This is a genomic window from Virgibacillus sp. NKC19-3 (genome assembly GCF_019837165.1).
Lineage (GTDB): Bacteria > Bacillota > Bacilli > Bacillales > Amphibacillaceae > Virgibacillus_L > Virgibacillus_L saliphilus.
On record NZ_JAGYHC010000001.1, the window covers coordinates 272482 to 289572 of the forward strand.

Annotated in this window: 18 protein-coding genes; 4 read left to right on the forward strand and 14 right to left on the reverse strand. The window is 34.9% G+C overall.

The window, feature by feature from the left end; all coding sequences use genetic code 11:
* Nucleotides 1-13: 13 nt before the first annotated feature.
* The 4 genes from KFZ56_RS01390 to KFZ56_RS01405 all read left to right on the forward strand — a co-directional run bounded on the left by KFZ56_RS01390 (nucleotide 14) and on the right by KFZ56_RS01405 (nucleotide 5893).
* Nucleotides 14-1243: an amidohydrolase/deacetylase family metallohydrolase gene (locus KFZ56_RS01390; RefSeq protein ID WP_222639669.1), complete on the forward strand. Its 1230-nt coding sequence runs from the start codon at nucleotides 14-16 to the stop codon at nucleotides 1241-1243.
* 527 nt (nucleotides 1244-1770) lie between these two features.
* A complete protein-coding gene (locus KFZ56_RS01395) occupies nucleotides 1771-2892 on the forward strand; it encodes an aminotransferase class V-fold PLP-dependent enzyme (RefSeq protein WP_222639671.1) in 1122 nt (373 codons plus the stop codon).
* An 819-nt stretch (nucleotides 2893-3711) separates the two neighbouring features.
* Nucleotides 3712-4377 (forward strand): hypothetical protein, encoded by a 666-nt coding sequence (locus tag KFZ56_RS01400; RefSeq protein ID WP_222639674.1) that lies wholly within the window; start codon nucleotides 3712-3714, stop codon nucleotides 4375-4377.
* 1138 nt (nucleotides 4378-5515) lie between these two features.
* Nucleotides 5516-5893: a GntR family transcriptional regulator gene (locus tag KFZ56_RS01405; RefSeq protein WP_222639677.1), complete on the forward strand. Its 378-nt coding sequence runs from the start codon at nucleotides 5516-5518 to the stop codon at nucleotides 5891-5893.
* 163 nt (nucleotides 5894-6056) lie between these two features.
* Here the strand turns inward: KFZ56_RS01405 and KFZ56_RS01410 are convergent, their stop codons facing one another.
* The 14 genes from KFZ56_RS01410 to KFZ56_RS01475 all read right to left on the reverse strand — a co-directional run bounded on the left by KFZ56_RS01410 (nucleotide 6057) and on the right by KFZ56_RS01475 (nucleotide 16968).
* Nucleotides 6057-7766 carry a recombinase family protein gene (locus KFZ56_RS01410; RefSeq protein WP_222639680.1) on the reverse strand — a complete coding sequence of 570 codons (1710 nt, stop codon included), beginning with the start codon at nucleotides 7764-7766 and terminating at the stop codon, nucleotides 6057-6059.
* A gap of 56 nt (nucleotides 7767-7822) precedes the next feature.
* A complete protein-coding gene (locus tag KFZ56_RS01415; RefSeq protein ID WP_222639683.1) occupies nucleotides 7823-8074 on the reverse strand; it encodes a DUF6870 family protein in 252 nt (83 codons plus the stop codon).
* A gap of 377 nt (nucleotides 8075-8451) precedes the next feature.
* Nucleotides 8452-8676, reverse strand: coding sequence for a helix-turn-helix domain-containing protein (locus tag KFZ56_RS01420; protein ID WP_309228237.1), 225 nt, complete (start codon nucleotides 8674-8676; stop codon nucleotides 8452-8454).
* Entirely contained in the window at nucleotides 8669-9100 is a 432-nt protein-coding gene (locus tag KFZ56_RS01425) for an RNA polymerase sigma factor (protein ID WP_222639688.1), read from the reverse strand. Before KFZ56_RS01425 ends, KFZ56_RS01420 begins: the two co-directional genes overlap by 8 nt.
* Nucleotides 9101-9479: 379 nt before the next feature.
* Entirely contained in the window at nucleotides 9480-9629 is a 150-nt protein-coding gene (locus KFZ56_RS01430) for a hypothetical protein (RefSeq protein WP_222639692.1), read from the reverse strand.
* Between the two features lie 22 nt (nucleotides 9630-9651).
* Nucleotides 9652-10710 (reverse strand): methyltransferase domain-containing protein, encoded by a 1059-nt coding sequence (locus tag KFZ56_RS01435; RefSeq protein WP_222639695.1) that lies wholly within the window; start codon nucleotides 10708-10710, stop codon nucleotides 9652-9654.
* 18 nt (nucleotides 10711-10728) lie between these two features.
* Complete coding sequence (locus tag KFZ56_RS01440; protein ID WP_222639698.1) at nucleotides 10729-11613, reverse strand: permease; 885 nt, start codon at nucleotides 11611-11613, stop codon at nucleotides 10729-10731.
* Between the two features lie 91 nt (nucleotides 11614-11704).
* On the reverse strand, nucleotides 11705-12025 hold the full coding sequence (locus KFZ56_RS01445; RefSeq protein ID WP_222639700.1) for an ArsR/SmtB family transcription factor: 321 nt from the start codon (nucleotides 12023-12025) through the stop codon (nucleotides 11705-11707).
* A 255-nt stretch (nucleotides 12026-12280) separates the two neighbouring features.
* The gene (locus tag KFZ56_RS01450; RefSeq protein WP_222639703.1) at nucleotides 12281-12556 is read right to left on the reverse strand and encodes an adhesin; all 276 of its coding nucleotides are present in this window, start codon (nucleotides 12554-12556) and stop codon (nucleotides 12281-12283) included.
* 46 nt (nucleotides 12557-12602) lie between these two features.
* Nucleotides 12603-14387: an arsenical pump-driving ATPase gene (gene arsA, locus KFZ56_RS01455; protein WP_222639707.1), complete on the reverse strand. Its 1785-nt coding sequence runs from the start codon at nucleotides 14385-14387 to the stop codon at nucleotides 12603-12605.
* Between the two features lie 16 nt (nucleotides 14388-14403).
* A complete protein-coding gene (gene arsD / locus KFZ56_RS01460) occupies nucleotides 14404-14760 on the reverse strand; it encodes an arsenite efflux transporter metallochaperone ArsD (RefSeq protein WP_222639709.1) in 357 nt (118 codons plus the stop codon).
* A 78-nt stretch (nucleotides 14761-14838) separates the two neighbouring features.
* Complete coding sequence (arsC, locus tag KFZ56_RS01465; protein ID WP_222639712.1) at nucleotides 14839-15258, reverse strand: arsenate reductase (thioredoxin); 420 nt, start codon at nucleotides 15256-15258, stop codon at nucleotides 14839-14841.
* A 50-nt stretch (nucleotides 15259-15308) separates the two neighbouring features.
* Nucleotides 15309-16607: an arsenic transporter gene (locus tag KFZ56_RS01470; protein ID WP_222639715.1), complete on the reverse strand. Its 1299-nt coding sequence runs from the start codon at nucleotides 16605-16607 to the stop codon at nucleotides 15309-15311.
* Nucleotides 16608-16623: 16 nt separating this feature from the next.
* Entirely contained in the window at nucleotides 16624-16968 is a 345-nt protein-coding gene (locus tag KFZ56_RS01475; RefSeq protein WP_222639718.1) for an ArsR/SmtB family transcription factor, read from the reverse strand.
* Nucleotides 16969-17091 lie beyond the last annotated feature (123 nt).

Sequence of the window (17091 nt, forward strand, 5' to 3'; positions counted from 1 at the left end):
GAGGATAACATTTATGGAGAGCTTTTACTTAGTATTAAAAAATGGTCATGTAATCGATCCTCAGAATGGAATAAATGATGTTATGGATATAGCAATTTTGGGCAATAAAATAGTTCAAATAGAGAAAAATATAGACGTAAAAGGAGTAAATAAAATTTACGACTTAAACGGGTTATATGTAACTCCGGGATTAATCGATACCCATACTCATTGTTATTTTTCTGCAGGTATGCCAAATGCATGGGCTGGAGATAATGGTCTTCAACCAGACGCTTTTAGTTTTCGTTCTGGCGTAACAACAGTGGTTGATACAGGTTCTGCAGGCAGTTATAATTTTCCCCACTTTCGGTCAACTGTTATTGATAGAGCTAAGACAAGGATTTTTGCTTTATTAAATATTGCAGACTATGGTATGAGTTCATTATTTGCAGAACAATTTCCAAAGGAAAACGATTACAAATCATTTATTGATTGTGCAGAGAAAAACAAAGATGTAATTAAAGGAATTAAAATTGCACATTATTGGGGAAAGGATTGGGCTGATGTTGAGTATGCAAAAAAGGTACAAAAAGCAATTAACAAACCTATAATGGTAGACTTTGGAGTTTTTAAGAAAGAGCGCCCTTATGATCAACTTCTTATCGAAAAACTTGATAAAGGCGACATAACCACACATTGTTTCCGTAGTCCCGTTCCAGTATTAAATAAAAACGGGGAAGTATATGATTATTTATATCGTGCAAAAGAAAAAGGAATAGTGTTTGATCTTGGCCACGGCGAAGGAAGCTTTTTGATGAGAAATGCCGTGCCTGCAATGAAACAAGGATTATTGCCTGATACAATCTCCACGGATATACATGCTTTAAATGTAAACGGACCTGTAATGGATATGGCAAATGTGCTTTCAAAAATGCTTGCGTGCACTGACTTATCTTTAACTGAGTTGTTTCATAGGGTGACTTCTAACCCAGCGAAACTTTTTGACCTTGGAAATATTGGGAATCTATCTGTGGGTACTGAAGCTGATATTGCAGTTTGGTCAGTGAGATCGGGAAGTTTTGGATTTCAGGATACATCAGGCGGGGTAATTAATGGAAGCAAAAAATTTGAATGTGAGATGACGTTCCGCGCTGGTGATCTTATGTGGGATTTGAATGGACGTGATGGAATTCCATTTAAAGAAATGCCAGAACTCTATGGGCTTGATTCTGAGGCTGAAGATTTAGTGGTTCCTAAATACTAAACATTACATCGAGAAAAGTGGTAGAATTACATTTTAAAATATAAAGTTCTTCAAAAGCCTATATTTATTAATTTTTAATATAAAATATAAGGTAAATTAGGGACTGCTGAATATTAAAAAAACCTTCATAACAAGGAATTAGTCCCCCCTAAGCAATGTTAGTCTGGTGAAAGGTTTCGTCTTGATGAAAAACCTGCTCTAGGACGGCCATCGAAGGAAAAGCAAACATACAATGATACCTAGAAATGCTCGATGTTTCAGAACGTAACGCAATCGAGGTAGGTTTGGAGAAGGCAAGCTTCACTAAGGTATGGGGATTATTTCAGCAGGTCTTCAACAAACAAGTGAAGCAGTGGTTTTCATTCAACTACTGGTGGAACTTGGAGCGCAGGCTTCGCCTTCTTTGTTATTTTTTCCAGTGAACTTTTGCGTTTTAGAAGAACAAAAATCGGCTTAAGAATCGTTTAGCAGTCCCTAATAAAATACCAATTTCTTAAATTACTTGATTAAAAGGAGAGCATCATTCAATGAATATTTATGAAGAATTAAATGTACAACCTATAATTAATGCAGCAGGAACTTATACAGTACTTGGAGGCTCAAAAATGAGCGAGAAAACTTTACAAGACATGGCAAGTGCTGCAGCAAATTTTGTTCAGATAGAAGACCTTCAAAGCAAAGTTTATGACGAAATAGCAAAGCTGACAAAAAATGAAGCGGCTTGTGTATCAAATGGTGCAGCTGCAGGGTTGTACTTAGCTATTGCTGCTGCAGTTCAAAAGAAATATGGTGATAGTCGATTTTATTATTTAGATAAAGAGCAGATTTCAAAATGTAATATTGTAATGTTTAAAGCGCACAGAAATCCTTATGACTTGGTTATATCTCAGTTGGGAGTGAAGTATGAAGAAATAGCTTTTCCTAATTTAATTTTACCACCCACAAAAGAAGATCTATTTGAAACTATAGATGAGAATACAGCGGCATTTTACTATGCTACATCTGGATGGACATCAGATGGGGACATGCCTCTTGATGAAGTTATAGAGGTTGCAAAGCAAAAGGGAATACCTATAATAGTAGATGCCGCTGCCCAACTTCCCCCTGTAGATAATTTATGGAAGTTTTCTGAGATGGGCGCAGATATTACTTTGTTTAGCGGTGGTAAGGATTTGAGAGGACCGCAATCCAGTGGTTTGATTGTAGGGAGTAATGAATTTATTTCTATAATAAAATCATTAAATTTTCCATCATATGGAATAGGCAGAATGTTAAAGGTTGGTCGTGAAGAATTAGTAGGGTTGTATTCAGCCATAAAACAGTATATAAATATGGATCACGAAGCGAGATACGATTGGAGCGAGGATGAAATTGAAAAGCTGAAAACAGCTTTTGATAATCATCATTTATTTTCAGTAGACAGAAGCTATCCTAATGAAGCTGGTCAACCAATCGCGCGAGCTTATGTAAAAATTAAAGATAATAAAGTTTCATTCACCGATGTTCAAAAATGGATGATGGAGGGTGACGTGAGTATATATATAATGTCTGAGGAACCTGGAAGTTTTTACGTAAACCCAATGTGCTTATACGCTGGAGAAATGGAGTTAATCATAGAAAAGCTAAAAGACTTTTCTTTGCGAAGTTAATGAGATTTTGAGTTTCTGTAATAAAACACGATAGGATTTAAGAAAGAAGATCGATGGGGGCAATTTGCCATAAAAATTCTCCTGTTGTTTAGTATATTGAGATAGGAAAAAACTATATTAAAATAAGCGTTATAAATCCTACTTACGAATGCAGGTGGGATTTATTTGGCGCTTACCATCGTTTTCATTCCATCATTGCTTAGCAATGATGGAATATGCCCTTTTCAGGAATCCTTCTTACACCTTTCCCCAGTGGTTCTTAATCGGCCAAGGTATTTATTGTATCTACCAACACCTATTAGCACGTCCAAAAATCTGGATATATGTTTCCATCATCGCCCAAAACTTTAAAAGACAGCTGCAGTCACCGCTTAGGTGACAAAACAGTCCAAACTTATATAAAATAATCTGTGAATAATGGTGAAAACTTGATTTAAATGAATAATGGAATGAAATACCATAAAGTAAAGCCCTAGTTTTTGGGCACGAACCATGTCATACTTTTTAGCACCAGCAAGTATTCTTAAATTATTTTGATAATAAGATTTAATATGAAACCAATTCTAACGAATATATTAGTGTCATCAACATCGGACCACTGCGGAAATTAAAGGTGTTTTTAGTCATGGCATTTGGCTTTTTCCATAAGGGGAAGGTTAGTATTTAGAAGAGGAAGTATTGGTATGTTTTCTTTCTCTTTGGGAAGCGAAAGGGGCATCCCTACGCTTCTTAGCCGTTCCTTAGGTCTCAGAAAAATGAGGGGGCTTGGATGGGAAGTTATTTAGCGAATCTTTTAGAAGCTCAAGTGTTTCCAAGTAAATGTTTGAATACTATCTATTATTCTCCCTCTATGAGCTTTTCCATGGTACCATAAATACATATAATATTAAGAAATCCAATTTGGAGGTGGAATGCATACGTAAATATGCCTTACAGCCCCTCACTATTCTACTTATTTTCCTGGCAGGATGTGGTTCCTCAGATCCGTTTGATGTAAATGAATCCGTTGACAGTAGTGAATTAGCTGACCAAGAGATCACACAAACAAACGATGAAACCACCCAAGATGATTTCATTTTTCGACTTAGCAGTGAAAAGGAGCAATATGAAAGTGGTGAAGAAGTAGAGCTTTACGGGGAGATAGAATATATAGGCGAAGAAGATGAAGTTACAATCAGTCATGCAGAAACGCCGTTTCGGTTCTCTATAAAAGAAGAGATGCGGGGATATGAAATCGGCTATGCAGTCTCAGAAATCGGAATGTCACGATCGCTTACAAGGGAGGAACCATATCAGGAAAAATATGAAAAAAATGCCGTTTCCGGTCTTGCTGATTCCCCAGAGGGCCATGAAGCTTTCGTTGAGGCATTTTTAGATCATGATGGTTTTCCGGTTGGTTATTATGTCGTAAATGGAGCTGCGTCTTTTGCGGTTGATGGAGAGAGATATGAAATAGAAGGAGAAGTTGATTTTAAAGTTGAGTAGGGTTGTGGTATTGGATTGCAATCAGCATACGTAAGGGAGAGGTACGACATGCCTCTTCTTTTTTTATTATATAGGAAACTAGATAATTACTTGCTTGGGCATAACTGTCTATGGATAAACGGCTACGTCCAGCTCAAGCACCAAAAACCATGTGACTTCACGTTGCATCCTACGATAAAGAAGACTTGGTGTTTGCGATTCCATAAGTGGAAACAGCATCATAGTCGGAATTTGCCCGTGGTGAGCGTATGTTAGCTCGGAGGAAAAGGAAAGCTTAACAAACTACATCCCGCAAAGCTTTTCTATCGTACATGCTTTTGTTCATTTAGTGATTCCATGTACCATTGAAGCACTCTCGCGTGCACGGATTTGCGCATTTTGCGTTTTCGTGTACCATTGAAGCACTCTCGCGTGCATGGATTTGCGCATTTTGCGTTTCCATGTATCATTGAAGCACTCTCGCGTGCATGGATTTGCTTATTTTGCGTTTTCATGTACCATTGAAGCGCTCTTGCGTGCATGGATTTGCTTATTTTGCGTTTTCGTGTACCATTGAAGCACTCTCGCGTGCATGGATTTGCGCATTTTGCGTTTTCGTGTACCATTGAGGCACTCTCGCGTGCATGGGTTTGCGCATTTTGCGTTTTCGTGTACCATTGAGGCACTCTCGCGTGCATGGATTTGCGCATTTTGCGTTTTCATGTATCATTGAAGCACTCTCGCGTGCATGGATTTGCTTATTTTGCGTTTTCATGTACCATTGAAGCGCTCTTGCGTGCATGAAATGGCCATTTTCTACTTCCATCTACTCCGCTACTCCAAGCCTTTATGGAGCATGCCCTGCATGATTCCGTTGCACTTTCCATGCATACGATTCACGTTGGCTGTCTCCACGAAAAAAGTCACTTCATCTAATCGACAATGCCGTTACGCAGCGAAAGTTCAACGAAAAGAACCACACTACGTATAAACGCCTGACCATCCACAGCGTTAAGCGCGGTCACCACTTATTTTAAGTAGGCGCTCCGCCCTTTTGTGCTTAAAAAAACTTGACGAAGTTCAATCACGCTGTTATGGTTATATACATAACTATATAACCATAATTCGTAACATATACGAAAAGAATAGTAGGGATATTATGAAAGGACCTTTTGATCAGGAGAAACCGATATATGTGCAAGTCCGAGAAAAAATTGAGGATCAAATACTTAATCACCAGCTCCAAGAAGGAGATCAGGCTCCCTCGACAAACCAACTCGTTCAATTCTATAAAATTAATCATGTGACGGTTTCCAATGGTGTAAATCCATTAGTTGATGAAGGGATTCTTTATAAGAAGAGAGGGATTGGGATGTTTGTAGCAGAAGGTGCGAGAGAGAAACTTATACGAAAACGAAAAGATTTGTTTATAGAAGATTATGTCGTCAAATTAGTGCACGAAGCCGAAAAATTAGGAATCACTGAAAACGAAATGATCAGCTCAATTAAGAAAGTAAAAAGGGGTGGTGCAGAATGAATGTGAAGGCAGAAAATCTAAGTTTACGTTATGGGGACCATAAGGTATTAAACAATATCACATTTGCGTTAAGCGAGCCGAAGATATACGGGCTGTTGGGAAGAAACGGGGCATATCAATATAGACAACTTTTTGATAAAAGGTAGGAAACCAAGTCAACGAATTACATGACTTGGTTTTTATTGTCATGAGTAGCTTTTTTGTTCTGTTGAATGAATTCCAACATACGTTTATGCTGATCTTCAAAGTTAAATTTTATGGTTATTTTTTTATTTTCATGAATATAAATTATATCAACTAATTCAAGCAATAACCCACGTTCAAGTGTTTGTATATTTTTGTGCTTCAAAAAGGTAGTCAAGTAAGAATCAGTGATACTAACACCTTTTTGAGAAACAGCTATTTCACTTTCAACATTGCGAATGTTTTCTTTTAATTCATTTGCTTGCTGTTCAAATTTAGATTTCATTCTTATATATTCCTGTTTTGTAATATCACCGCTTTTCCAATCTACATATAGATTGTCAGTAACATTCGTGACTTTTTCCAATTCTTGTTTTTTGGTTTCGAGTAATTGTTTCAATTGCTTGGACTGTATCTGTATAACAGGTTGTTTATTAATCTCCTTAATGACAGCAGCCATATCATCTACAAGAGCAATTTGTACTTGTATAGCTCTTAAAACAGCTTCATTCAATTCCTCTAGTTTAATTGTATGGTTTGTACATTTATCTTTGCTTTTTTGCGAGAAGGTAGAACATATATATCTAACAAGTTCCCTTACACCAAATTTTTTTGTATTTCTACGGGTCGTTTTCCTAGCCATACTCATACCACAGTCCGCACATTTAAGAAAACCTGAAAAAGTATGAACATGTCTTTTTGATGGGGCAGTACGAGTATTACGTTTCATTAGATTCTGTGCCAAATCAAATATAGATTTATCAATAATCGGTTCATGCGTATTCTCTACAACGTACCATTCATCTTCTGATGGTTGAACTTTATCATGTACTTTATAGCTAATAGTACGTTGTTTCCCCTGAACCATTGTACCGATATACATTGGATTTTTTAATATTCGGGATACAGTATTTACACCCCATAAGCCATCATTTTTATGGTGGTTTGGTGTCTTTAAGTTAAGACCTTTGCTGTGTTTGTAGTTTGTTGGAGTTAGAATCCCAAGTGAATTTAAGTGTTTTACAATACCAGATTTACTCATACCATCATAAACAAACCAATGAAAAATATTGCGAACAACTTGTGCAGCTTCTTCATCAATGATGAGATGAGTTTTATTCTCTGGGTTTTTCTTGTATCCATATGGGGCAAATGCTCCAATAAATTCACCTTTACGTCTTTTAGTGTCAAATGTACGTCGAACATCATTTGATATTTTGGCAGAATAGCGATCATTCATGATACCACTCATTGGAATTTCCATACCTTGCACAACTTCAGGATTAAGAAAGGTATCAACAGTTGGGTCGCCTAAGCTAATAAAGCGAACACCATGTAATGGGAATACTCTCTCTAAAAAATAACCTTGATCCGAATAATTACGAAAAGCCCTAGAAAGTGTTTTACACATGATACAATCAATCTTGCCAGCTTCCATGTCTGAAATCATTTGCTGAAATGCTATTCTTTCATAATCCGTTGTTCCCGATAAGCCATCATCTATATAATGGTTAACAACAGTATATTCACTGTCAAAGGAATTTTCGAGATAATCATGAATAATCATTCGTTGATTGGTTACGCTTAAACTTTCGTCGTTGCCATCATCTCTGGATAAGCGGATGTAAATGGCTACCTTCCAAACTTTATTTTGATTAGGAGCTTTTGTATAATTATTAGCTCGTATCATGTTCCTCCAATCCTCTATAATCACATCTCTATTATAACATTATATAATGATTGATTTCAGTGATTACAGCTTGAGAAGTAGTGTTTTAATTGGCTGGATAAATCTTTTCCATTGTCAGAAAAACAAACATGAACTGAAACGTCACCACATAAAAAATAGTATGGATTTTGAATATCTTTAAGATAGTTTTCCAAACGTTCTAAAGCAGGTAAATTAGTATCAATTGAAATATGACGAACATCTACAAGACCTTTCATTGTTTGTCGATCTTTAAGATTCATTTGTTCTAATTCATTCAAACTAATCATATAGAACCTCCTCGTAAAACAGTTTAAAATCAGACGGCTGCTGGTTACAGCTCCACGAGAATTTCACTCCTGCAAGTATTGCTTCCAGCCCTACTCATAGCCTGCGACGCTCCAAACGCTCGAACCATGACGGTAGGGGAGTATCATTATACTTACTGATGTGTCATCGCTAGTAATCCACCACGATTACCTTAGACAAGTATATTTCGCTCGTTCCTTTCTATGAAAAGAAGTTATGGCGTACTTATCAGATAGCTTATCATCAGCAAAATGTATCTGATTTTTTGGCTTATACTGCATGGCGTTATCTTCCATGTTTTCTTTGTCAAAGAACAACCAAATTCCTAAAAGAAACATTCGCATGAATAATGAGATTCCTAAAACTTAAAGTTGTTAACAGCAGTTATTAGTTTAAGTTCTAACCTTTGTGCCCATTCCTCGTCTATAATGTGAAAAGTATCTCCATTTTCCTCAGTTATTTCTCTTTGAGACAAACGGGCAATGTAACCTTTATAATGTTCAAGAACCTGGTCCATTGCTTCTGTATCACCCTGTGTTGCCATGAAGATTACTGAATAAGGAAGTAAGTTAGAATCACTCATTTGCATGCTCCTTTAAATAGTTTTTGATCATCTCTAATGCCTTCTGTTTTTGGTAATAAACGGTTCCCCTGGCTAGTCCTAATTCGTTCGCAATTTCGGTATCACTCATATCCAAGAAATAGAAGAATAGAATAATGAGTTGATTACACTCTTGTAAAGATTGAATAGCATTTGCAATCAAAAAATCTTTTACTCTGATGGTACGACCATGAAGATAAAAATAAGAAACATCCGTAACATAGCTGTCATACATACTTAGATGGTTGAGTTTATCCTGAGTTAAAGCAGAGAGTATAATTAAATGTTTATTCTGCCTGCTTATTTCTCGATAAATATCTCTAGCAGCATTCCTTAAAACGGTTTTACAAAATGAATCAAATTGACGCTGGATTCTCTTTTGGTGCACAGGTTCGTTTGTTACCATTTTTATCACCTCCTTTCTGTATGACAAGGTTTCTTATCTTTTTGCGTAACTAACACGATGAGAAAGGCATTTTTGCCGAAAAAAAGACCAAAAATTTTAAAATTTTTGGTCTGGATTTTAAATTTGCCTGGATATTTAAAGGGATAGAAGTACATTATATTTCGTGAAAATCTTATTTCGCGGTGATCACTTCTAAAAACTATGATAAAAAAAGCATATTCCAATATGAAAGGTGTTTTGAACAGCTAATGATGAGACGAAAATAATCATGTTAAATATTAAATACAAAAGTATTAATACCTCCTGGTTATTCTCCCTATAATTGAAAAAGGAAGCATAAAAATTATGCTTCCTAATGAAACTCTTAATCCATATGGAATTAACAGCAATTATTATTATTTTTTTCTTTTTTTGAATCAGATTCTTGCTTGTTTTCCTCAACCTTGTTCTCCTCAATTTGAACCGAGCAACATTCTTGTTGCTTAGGTTTTAATTTAGAAATTGCTTTTTTAAAGCTGTTTTTTTCCATCTTAACACCTCCTTTAAATAATTTAGCAATTACAACTTGGTGTACAACACTCATCATTGCTATCAACTTGACGTTCATTCTCATTTAAAAACTCAAAGAGTTGAGCATAAGGTTCTTGTTGTAAAATGTTAAATGTTTTTTCACATACAAAAGTCCTTTCACCCCTTTGATAAATATGATCATCGTCATCTTCAATGTGTTTAAAAGGTCCTTTATATATAACGGATTGCCCTTTATCGAAGCAAGGGCCTTCTTTTCCCTTACGTGCTATAACAGTCATACTTCTAAAATTGATGTCATTAATGGTAGTCCATGTATCTTCCCGTTTATCAATTTCAATGCCGTAAAAACCAGCATTTTCAAATGCTCTTATAAATTCATTTTCTTCCATTGCTCCTGAATAGCAGCCACTCCAAAGGTTTTCATCGTTTCTCATTTCTTCTGGAACAACGATGTTAGATACAATATCAGATATAACAGCTTTGCCGCCATCTTTTAAAACCCGATATATTTCATTAAACAATTGTTCTTTTTCTTTCGTTGAAACAAGATTCAACACACAATTCGAAATGACTACATCGACACTGTTATCTTCAATCATTGGAAGTTTTTCTTCTAAGTGTTTGATATGATTATTAATAACATTAAAATCGTATATATTGGTTGCTGGATTGGCTTCTATATATTTGTTCAATTCATCTAAATTTAGTTTCAAATTTTGGATTTTACCTTTATGGAACGTAACGTTATCATAACCTAAAGTATCAATTATTTCTTGTTGATACTTTTTAGCAAGAGCAAGCATATCGTCATTCATATCAACACCAATGACTTTTCCAGTTTCTCCAACGATTTGAGCGACGATATAAGGAACTTTTCCTCCACCACTACCTAAATCTAAAACGATGTCACCTTCTTTTATTTTCCCCAAAGGATCACCACAACCATAGTCTTTTTCTATAATTTCTTCGGGAATAATTTTAAGATATTTGGTATCATATTCAACAGGACAACAAAGGTTTTGTTCATGACTAATTGCAGCATTACCATAACGATTAATAACGGAAGAATCTATACTCATATGGATATCACCTTTCCTTTAAAAGATTATATTAATAATAAGTCCAGTTGCTACAGCAACAAGCAATACGGCTGAAATAAACGCAATTAAAAATTTCTTTTTAAATAACTTAGATAATAGAGCAACTTCTGGAATACTAGCTCCTGCACCTCCAATCACTAAAGCAATAACTGTTCCCAATGCCATCCCTTTTGAAACGAGAGCTTCCGCTATAGGTAACATTGTTTCTGGTCTAATATACATTGGTATACCAATAACAGAGGCGATAAGAACAGAGAAAATACCATCCCCGCTTGCATATGTTGTAATAAATTCAGTAGGTATAAACCCATAAATAAAGGCGCCTATGAAAACACCTATGAATAAATAAGGAAGCATTGGGTAAAGAAATGCCCAAGCGTCATTTAATGCCTGCTTTATTTTTGAACCTTGTTTGTTGCTAAAGAATCCATCGCCTTTAACTGTTACCCCTTTATATGTTTCTGATAAATTTAGCTTGGAAAATATTACTCCTACTAAAATACTAAATATAGTTAGAATAAAAAGATAAGCTACTGTAATTTCCCATCCTAGAAGTACCCATAACATAAATACAATAACTGGATTCATTAAAGGAGAAGCAATGAGGAAGCTCATCGCAGGTCCGAATGGAACCTTTGCATTTAACAGTCCAGCAAGAATAGGGATTGTAGAACAGGAGCAAAATGGTGTCATTGCACCAAAAAGCGTTCCTAAAACATAATTTACAGCTTTATTTGGGCGACTTAGAAATTTTTTAATTCTTTCTTCTGATATGACTTGTTGAATTAAGCTCACAATAAAACTGACAACGATAAATAACGCAAGCAATTCAAAAAACAGCATAAAAAAAGTTTTGATAAATTCAATAAATGTATCTGACATTAGTATAACTCCTAACTTTACTTTAATCAATTTTTTTTGATGTATTAATCAAAAAAAATTGATTAATACATCAAAATAAGTAAGATACCTGTTAGAAAATCTTACAACAAGTATCTTCAGATAGGACAAACTGTACTTGTTTCTCATTAATCCTATAATAGTTCCAAGTTCCATGCTTCTCTGGAATCAATAAATTAGCATTCACTAACTTTTTTAAGTGATAAGAAAGTTTGGACTGCTTTAAACCTAATATTTCTTCTAAATCACAGACACATAAGTTTTTATCTGGGCTTTTATTAATTTCATGCATTATTTTTAATCTTATTTTATCAGCTAATGCGTTAAACATATTTTCATAAAAATCGAGTGCCTCATCGCTACTTAAGTTTTGAACTTCTTTGATTAGTTGCATATTTTCACCTCACTCAATAAATCAATTTTTTTTGATGCATTAAATATAAATCAAAATAACAAATTTGTCAATACTTTATGCTTACTCATTTTTTACGAACATAAAGTGTACACATCTTATACTGAACATGTATGATATAGAAGCGTTTGTATCAACATGTTTATATAGCATGTAAATGAAAGACCCATACCATTAAATAATGTAGCATGAGTCTTTATTTTCTTTGTGTCTTTTATAAGAGCAAGAACAAATACTTTAACAACATTGATCCATCCCTAATAATACAAATCTTGCATCGTTTTCATCACTGTCTAATGTTAAATTCTCTACTGAATCCTTAATATCCTGATCCAGTGCAACCCGAACACCATTAATTTCTTGTACCATATCCGTATCCTTTGGTGCTTCTAATGATAGTCCAATTTGTGGTCCACAGCAGCCAGATCCATTTGAGTAAAAACGTATGCCATTTCCACCTTTTTCTTTAAAAATAGATACTAATTTTTGTTTTGCCCCGTTTGTAATATTCATTTTCTTTTCCTCCCTTGATATTCTTTTACCTAACTTAAAAAAATATTTATATATTCATCATTTCCTTTAAATTATTATAGCCGATTTTTTCCTCATGCAGCCAAGGAATTAAAGCACATTGTTTTGACAGTTCATCTTTAACGTTATTAATCCATTTTTTTTCAGAAACTGCACGCCCTTTTAAGACCGGATCACTTGTACCAGTAGCATATAAACTTTGATTGATAATCCACCATGATGGAGTAATTTGTGCACGATTTAAATCTTCTTGTAGTCGTGCTGCTTCCAAAACAGGTGTTGTCTCAGCTAATGTTACAATAACTACTCCTGTTTCTTTCGGATTACGAAGGCGAGGGAGTAGTTTTTTTACATTTGTTGGGATCTCTCCTGTAGAACGGCTCATTTCTTTATGATATGCTTCCGTTGAATCCAGTAATAATAAGGTATGCCCCGTTGGAGCAGTATCAATAATTACAATTTCATCATCTAATTTATCAACTACTGCCGCAAAGGCTCGAAACATTGCAATTTCTTCTGTACATGGAGATTCTAAATCTTCTTTTAAATAAGCGAGACCTTCTTCATCTTGTTCTTTACCTACTGTCGAGAGTACCTCTTGTTTGTATTTTTCAACTTCTTCTGTCGGATTAATCCTACTTACAGATAAATTTTCTTTCATTGTGTTGCCATCATCAAACATATAGGTCAAGTGTGCAGCAGGGTCAGTTGTAGTTAAATGAACTTTATGTCCTTTTTCTGAAAGCCCAACTGCGATGGCAGCTGCAATGGATGTTTTCCCAACACCGCCTTTACCCATTGTGAATATAACTCGTGTATTATTTAATGAAAAATCATCCACTACATTTTTTAAGTTCGGCAATGAATCTATATTAATATCTGAAACATTATTTTCTGATATAGATTCACTAACTGGATTTTCGCTGATCCATTGTTGAAGTTGTTCCATATCTGTTAATGAATAAGACACATAGGGTAATGAAAATGTATCAACTTCTTTTAATGTTTTCGGAATATCCTTTAATGCGTTTTGTTGGCGCATATAAAATGCTGTAGAAACCTTATCATCAGGTTGATACGTTTGAAAAAGTCCATTCATTATTAGCATTTGATTTTCAACGCCAATATCTTTTAGTTCCATAGAGGCACGATTAGCTTCTAGTAATGAAGAATTGTCAGGACGAGATACCAAAACTAATGTCGTTCTCGTATGCTCAGAAAGAGAATGAACGGCTTGTGCATACATCTTTTTTTTATCTTCCAAACCTGACAAAGGACCTAAACAGGACGCACCATGTGTACTTTCTTCTAAAAACCCATTCCATGCAGTGGGTAATTCCAAAAGGCGAAGAGTATGCCCAGTTGGTGCAGTGTCAAATATAACATGGTCATAAATATTTAATATATTTTCATCAGAAAGCAAATGAGAAAATTCATCAAACGCTGCTATTTCAACGGTACAAGCACCTGACAACTGTTCTTCCATTGTAGTGATAACAGAATCTGGCAACTTTCCCTTATATGGTTCAACTGTTTTTTCACGATATCTTCTTGCAGATTCTTCAGGATCAATGTTTAATACAAATAAATTGTTCATCTTTGGAATGGCAACAGGCTCATTTGTTAGTTCCATTTGAAAGACATCTTGTAAGTTTGAAGCTGGGTCTGTGCTTACTAAAAGAACTTTCTTTCCTTCTTCTGCTAGTGATACTGCGGTTGCACATGCAGTCGATGTTTTTCCAACACCACCTTTACCAGTAAAAAATAAAAATGGTGTTTGAATATGAGAATTGGGATTGAATAATAGGTACACTTTAAAACCTCCTTTTTTAATCAAAATCTAAAGAAATGGAAACCTTTGGCTTCTGTTGAAGCTCACTTTCTTTGACATCTAACCATTTTGCAAATTCTTCATTAGTAGGATAGTCGCCACTCTTTATAATTTCATTATTCAATAGTATAATTGGAAGTACATCAGCGCCCTTTTCATGAAGCATTCGATTAACTTTTTTGTTTTCTGTAAAAGCTCCTGGATCGTTAGCCAAGTTATAGCGTGTTACATCAAAATTTTTCTGTTCTAAAGAATAAACAACAGAAGCAATTCGAGTTAAGTCTGGGTCAACACTTGGTCCACAAACCCCTGTAGAACAACACATGGCTGGATCAAAGATTTCTATTTTTTTCATATAAAACAACTCCTTTTATATCATCATATAAATATATACTTATATATTGATTATAAAAACAAACTTTAAAGCTTGTTTTTATTCTCCTGTTTCTGCAAAGCGCCTTATTCTTTCACCAATTTCATCACGCACACGCTGGAAAAATGCCCATTTTTCTTTTTCCGTTCCTTCTGCTTTTGCTGGGTCATCAAAGCCCCAATGAACTCTTTTTACATGGGGCGGTGTCATTGGACAACGGTCATTTGCGTCTCCACAAAGAGTAACAGCTATATACGAATGATTTAAAATTTCCGTATCAATTATTTCTGATTTTTGATTAGAAATATCAATACCTACTTCTTTCATTGCTTTAACAGCATTGGGATTAAGTCCATGTGCTTCAATTCCAGCACTTTTAACCTCCCAGCTATCATCAAGATAATATTTTGCCCATCCTTCAGCCATTTGGCTACGGCAAGAGTTTCCTGTACATAGAAAATAGATTACTTTTTTTGACATATTAATGCTCCTTAAATTTTTATTAATTATTTTACCTTACTAATAAGTTTTTACAAAACTAATAGCGTTAAGAACAATCCAAGTAAAGTTATAATCAAAATTGGGATAGTTAAAATAATTCCAGTCTTGAAATAGGTCCCCCACGAAATCTTTACCCCTTTTTGAGATAACACATGAAGCCATACCAAAGTAGCTAGTGAACCAATTGGTGTGATTTTTGGTCCTAAATCAGAACCTACCACATTGGCATAAATCAGCGCTTCTCTTAGTACACCAGACGTATTTGTTTCCGCAATGGCTAATGCGTCAATCATTACAGTAGGCATATTATTCATAATAGAGGATAGGAATGCTGCAATAAAGCCCATAACAAATGTAGCTACAAATAAACCCTCATCAGCGACTACTTGAATTACTCCAGCTAGTGTAGAGGTCAGCCCTGCATTTCCTAATCCATAAACCACGACATACATACCAATGGAGAAAACAACAATATTCCAAGGTGCACTCTTAATGACTTCTTTGGTATGAACAGTAGGACTGCGTCGTGCTAATAAGATAAAACATATCGCAATGATTCCAGCAATAATGGATACTGGTACGTGGATAAATTCACTTGTAAAGTAGCCAATAACTAATAAACCAAGGACGTACCACGATAAACGAAAGACTTTAAAGTCCTTAATTGCTTCTTTTGGTTCTCTTAATTTGGATAAATCATAATTCTTAGGAATACTTTTTCTAAAATAAATCAATAAAACAACAATAGTTGCAGTTAATGAAAAAAGGTTTGGAATAACCATTCGAGAAGCATATTCGACAAACCCAATTCCAAAGAAATCTGCCGATACAATATTAACTAAATTACTAACAATAAATGGAAGAGATGTCGTATCGGCAATAAAACCACTTGCCATAATAAAAGGAAAAATCATTTTTTCTTTAAAATGCAAATTTCTTACCATTGCCAAAACAATCGGTGTAAGGATTAATGCAGCTCCATCATTTGCAAATAGAGCTGCCACCACAGCGCCTAGTATGCTAATATAAACAAACATCTTTATGCCATGCCCTTTAGCTATTCGAGCCATATGTAACGCAGCCCATTCAAATAAGCCAATCTCATCTAAAATTAGGGAGATAAGAATGATTGCAACAAAAGATAAGGTAGCATTCCAAGTGATGCCTATTACTTCAAGAACATCCGAAAACCCAACTACTCCAACGAGCAAAGCAATCACAGCTCCACCTATTGCAGACCAGCCAATATCCAGCCCTTTGGGTTGCCATATGACAAAAATAAGAGTTATTAAAAAAATGGTAATCGCAAGTATAAGCGTTGATGTCACAATATTCCTCCTGTAATTAACAACAAATAATCCGAGTTCCTTTTTCTTCAAGTTCCTTTAGTTTATGATCTTGACTCGGAAGTTGTTCAATAATTTGTTGAACAAACGGATAAAATTCATTTGTTTTATTAACAGAGTAAAATATCCATTGCCCTTTTCGTTCTTCTCTAATTAATCCAATATCTCTCAATTTCCGCAGATGTTGACTAATAGCTGGCTGACTAGCATTAAAAATTTCGACTAATTCACAAACACAACAATCATGTTTATCAAGAATTTTTATTGTGGTTAACCGAGTTTTATCTCCCAATAACTTTAATATACTTGCCGCTTTTTCTATTTCAACTGTAGTTTTAAGCAAATAATTCACCTCCTTTTATAAACATATAATTAAATACTTATATAATGCAAATAATATGTTTATAAAATAAAATTGTGATTCTGCATGTTGTATTCTTACAGTATAGCCGTACTTAAAAATAAT

What these genes read in the sequence shown, in the direction of transcription:
- KFZ56_RS01410 (WP_222639680.1), bottom strand. Translation starts at nt 7,766, where the DNA reads ATGATACGAGCTAATAATTATACAAAAGCTCCTAATCAAAATAAAGTT.
- KFZ56_RS01415 (WP_222639683.1), bottom strand. Translation starts at nt 8,074, where the DNA reads ATGATTAGTTTGAATGAATTAGAACAAATGAATCTTAAAGATCGACAA.
- KFZ56_RS01425 (WP_222639688.1), bottom strand. Translation starts at nt 9,100, where the DNA reads ATGGTAACAAACGAACCTGTGCACCAAAAGAGAATCCAGCGTCAATTT.
- KFZ56_RS01430 (WP_222639692.1), bottom strand. Translation starts at nt 9,629, where the DNA reads ATGGAAAAAAACAGCTTTAAAAAAGCAATTTCTAAATTAAAACCTAAG.
- KFZ56_RS01390 (WP_222639669.1), top strand. Translation starts at nt 14, where the DNA reads ATGGAGAGCTTTTACTTAGTATTAAAAAATGGTCATGTAATCGATCCT.
- KFZ56_RS01420 (WP_309228237.1), bottom strand. Translation starts at nt 8,676, where the DNA reads ATGAGTGATTCTAACTTACTTCCTTATTCAGTAATCTTCATGGCAACA.
- arsD (WP_222639709.1), bottom strand. Translation starts at nt 14,760, where the DNA reads ATGAAAAAAATAGAAATCTTTGATCCAGCCATGTGTTGTTCTACAGGG.
- KFZ56_RS01435 (WP_222639695.1), bottom strand. Translation starts at nt 10,710, where the DNA reads ATGAGTATAGATTCTTCCGTTATTAATCGTTATGGTAATGCTGCAATT.
- arsC (WP_222639712.1), bottom strand. Translation starts at nt 15,258, where the DNA reads ATGTCAAAAAAAGTAATCTATTTTCTATGTACAGGAAACTCTTGCCGT.
- KFZ56_RS01440 (WP_222639698.1), bottom strand. Translation starts at nt 11,613, where the DNA reads ATGTCAGATACATTTATTGAATTTATCAAAACTTTTTTTATGCTGTTT.
- KFZ56_RS01395 (WP_222639671.1), top strand. Translation starts at nt 1,771, where the DNA reads ATGAATATTTATGAAGAATTAAATGTACAACCTATAATTAATGCAGCA.
- KFZ56_RS01450 (WP_222639703.1), bottom strand. Translation starts at nt 12,556, where the DNA reads ATGAATATTACAAACGGGGCAAAACAAAAATTAGTATCTATTTTTAAA.
- KFZ56_RS01405 (WP_222639677.1), top strand. Translation starts at nt 5,516, where the DNA reads ATGAAAGGACCTTTTGATCAGGAGAAACCGATATATGTGCAAGTCCGA.
- KFZ56_RS01400 (WP_222639674.1), top strand. Translation starts at nt 3,712, where the DNA reads ATGTTTGAATACTATCTATTATTCTCCCTCTATGAGCTTTTCCATGGT.
- KFZ56_RS01445 (WP_222639700.1), bottom strand. Translation starts at nt 12,025, where the DNA reads ATGCAACTAATCAAAGAAGTTCAAAACTTAAGTAGCGATGAGGCACTC.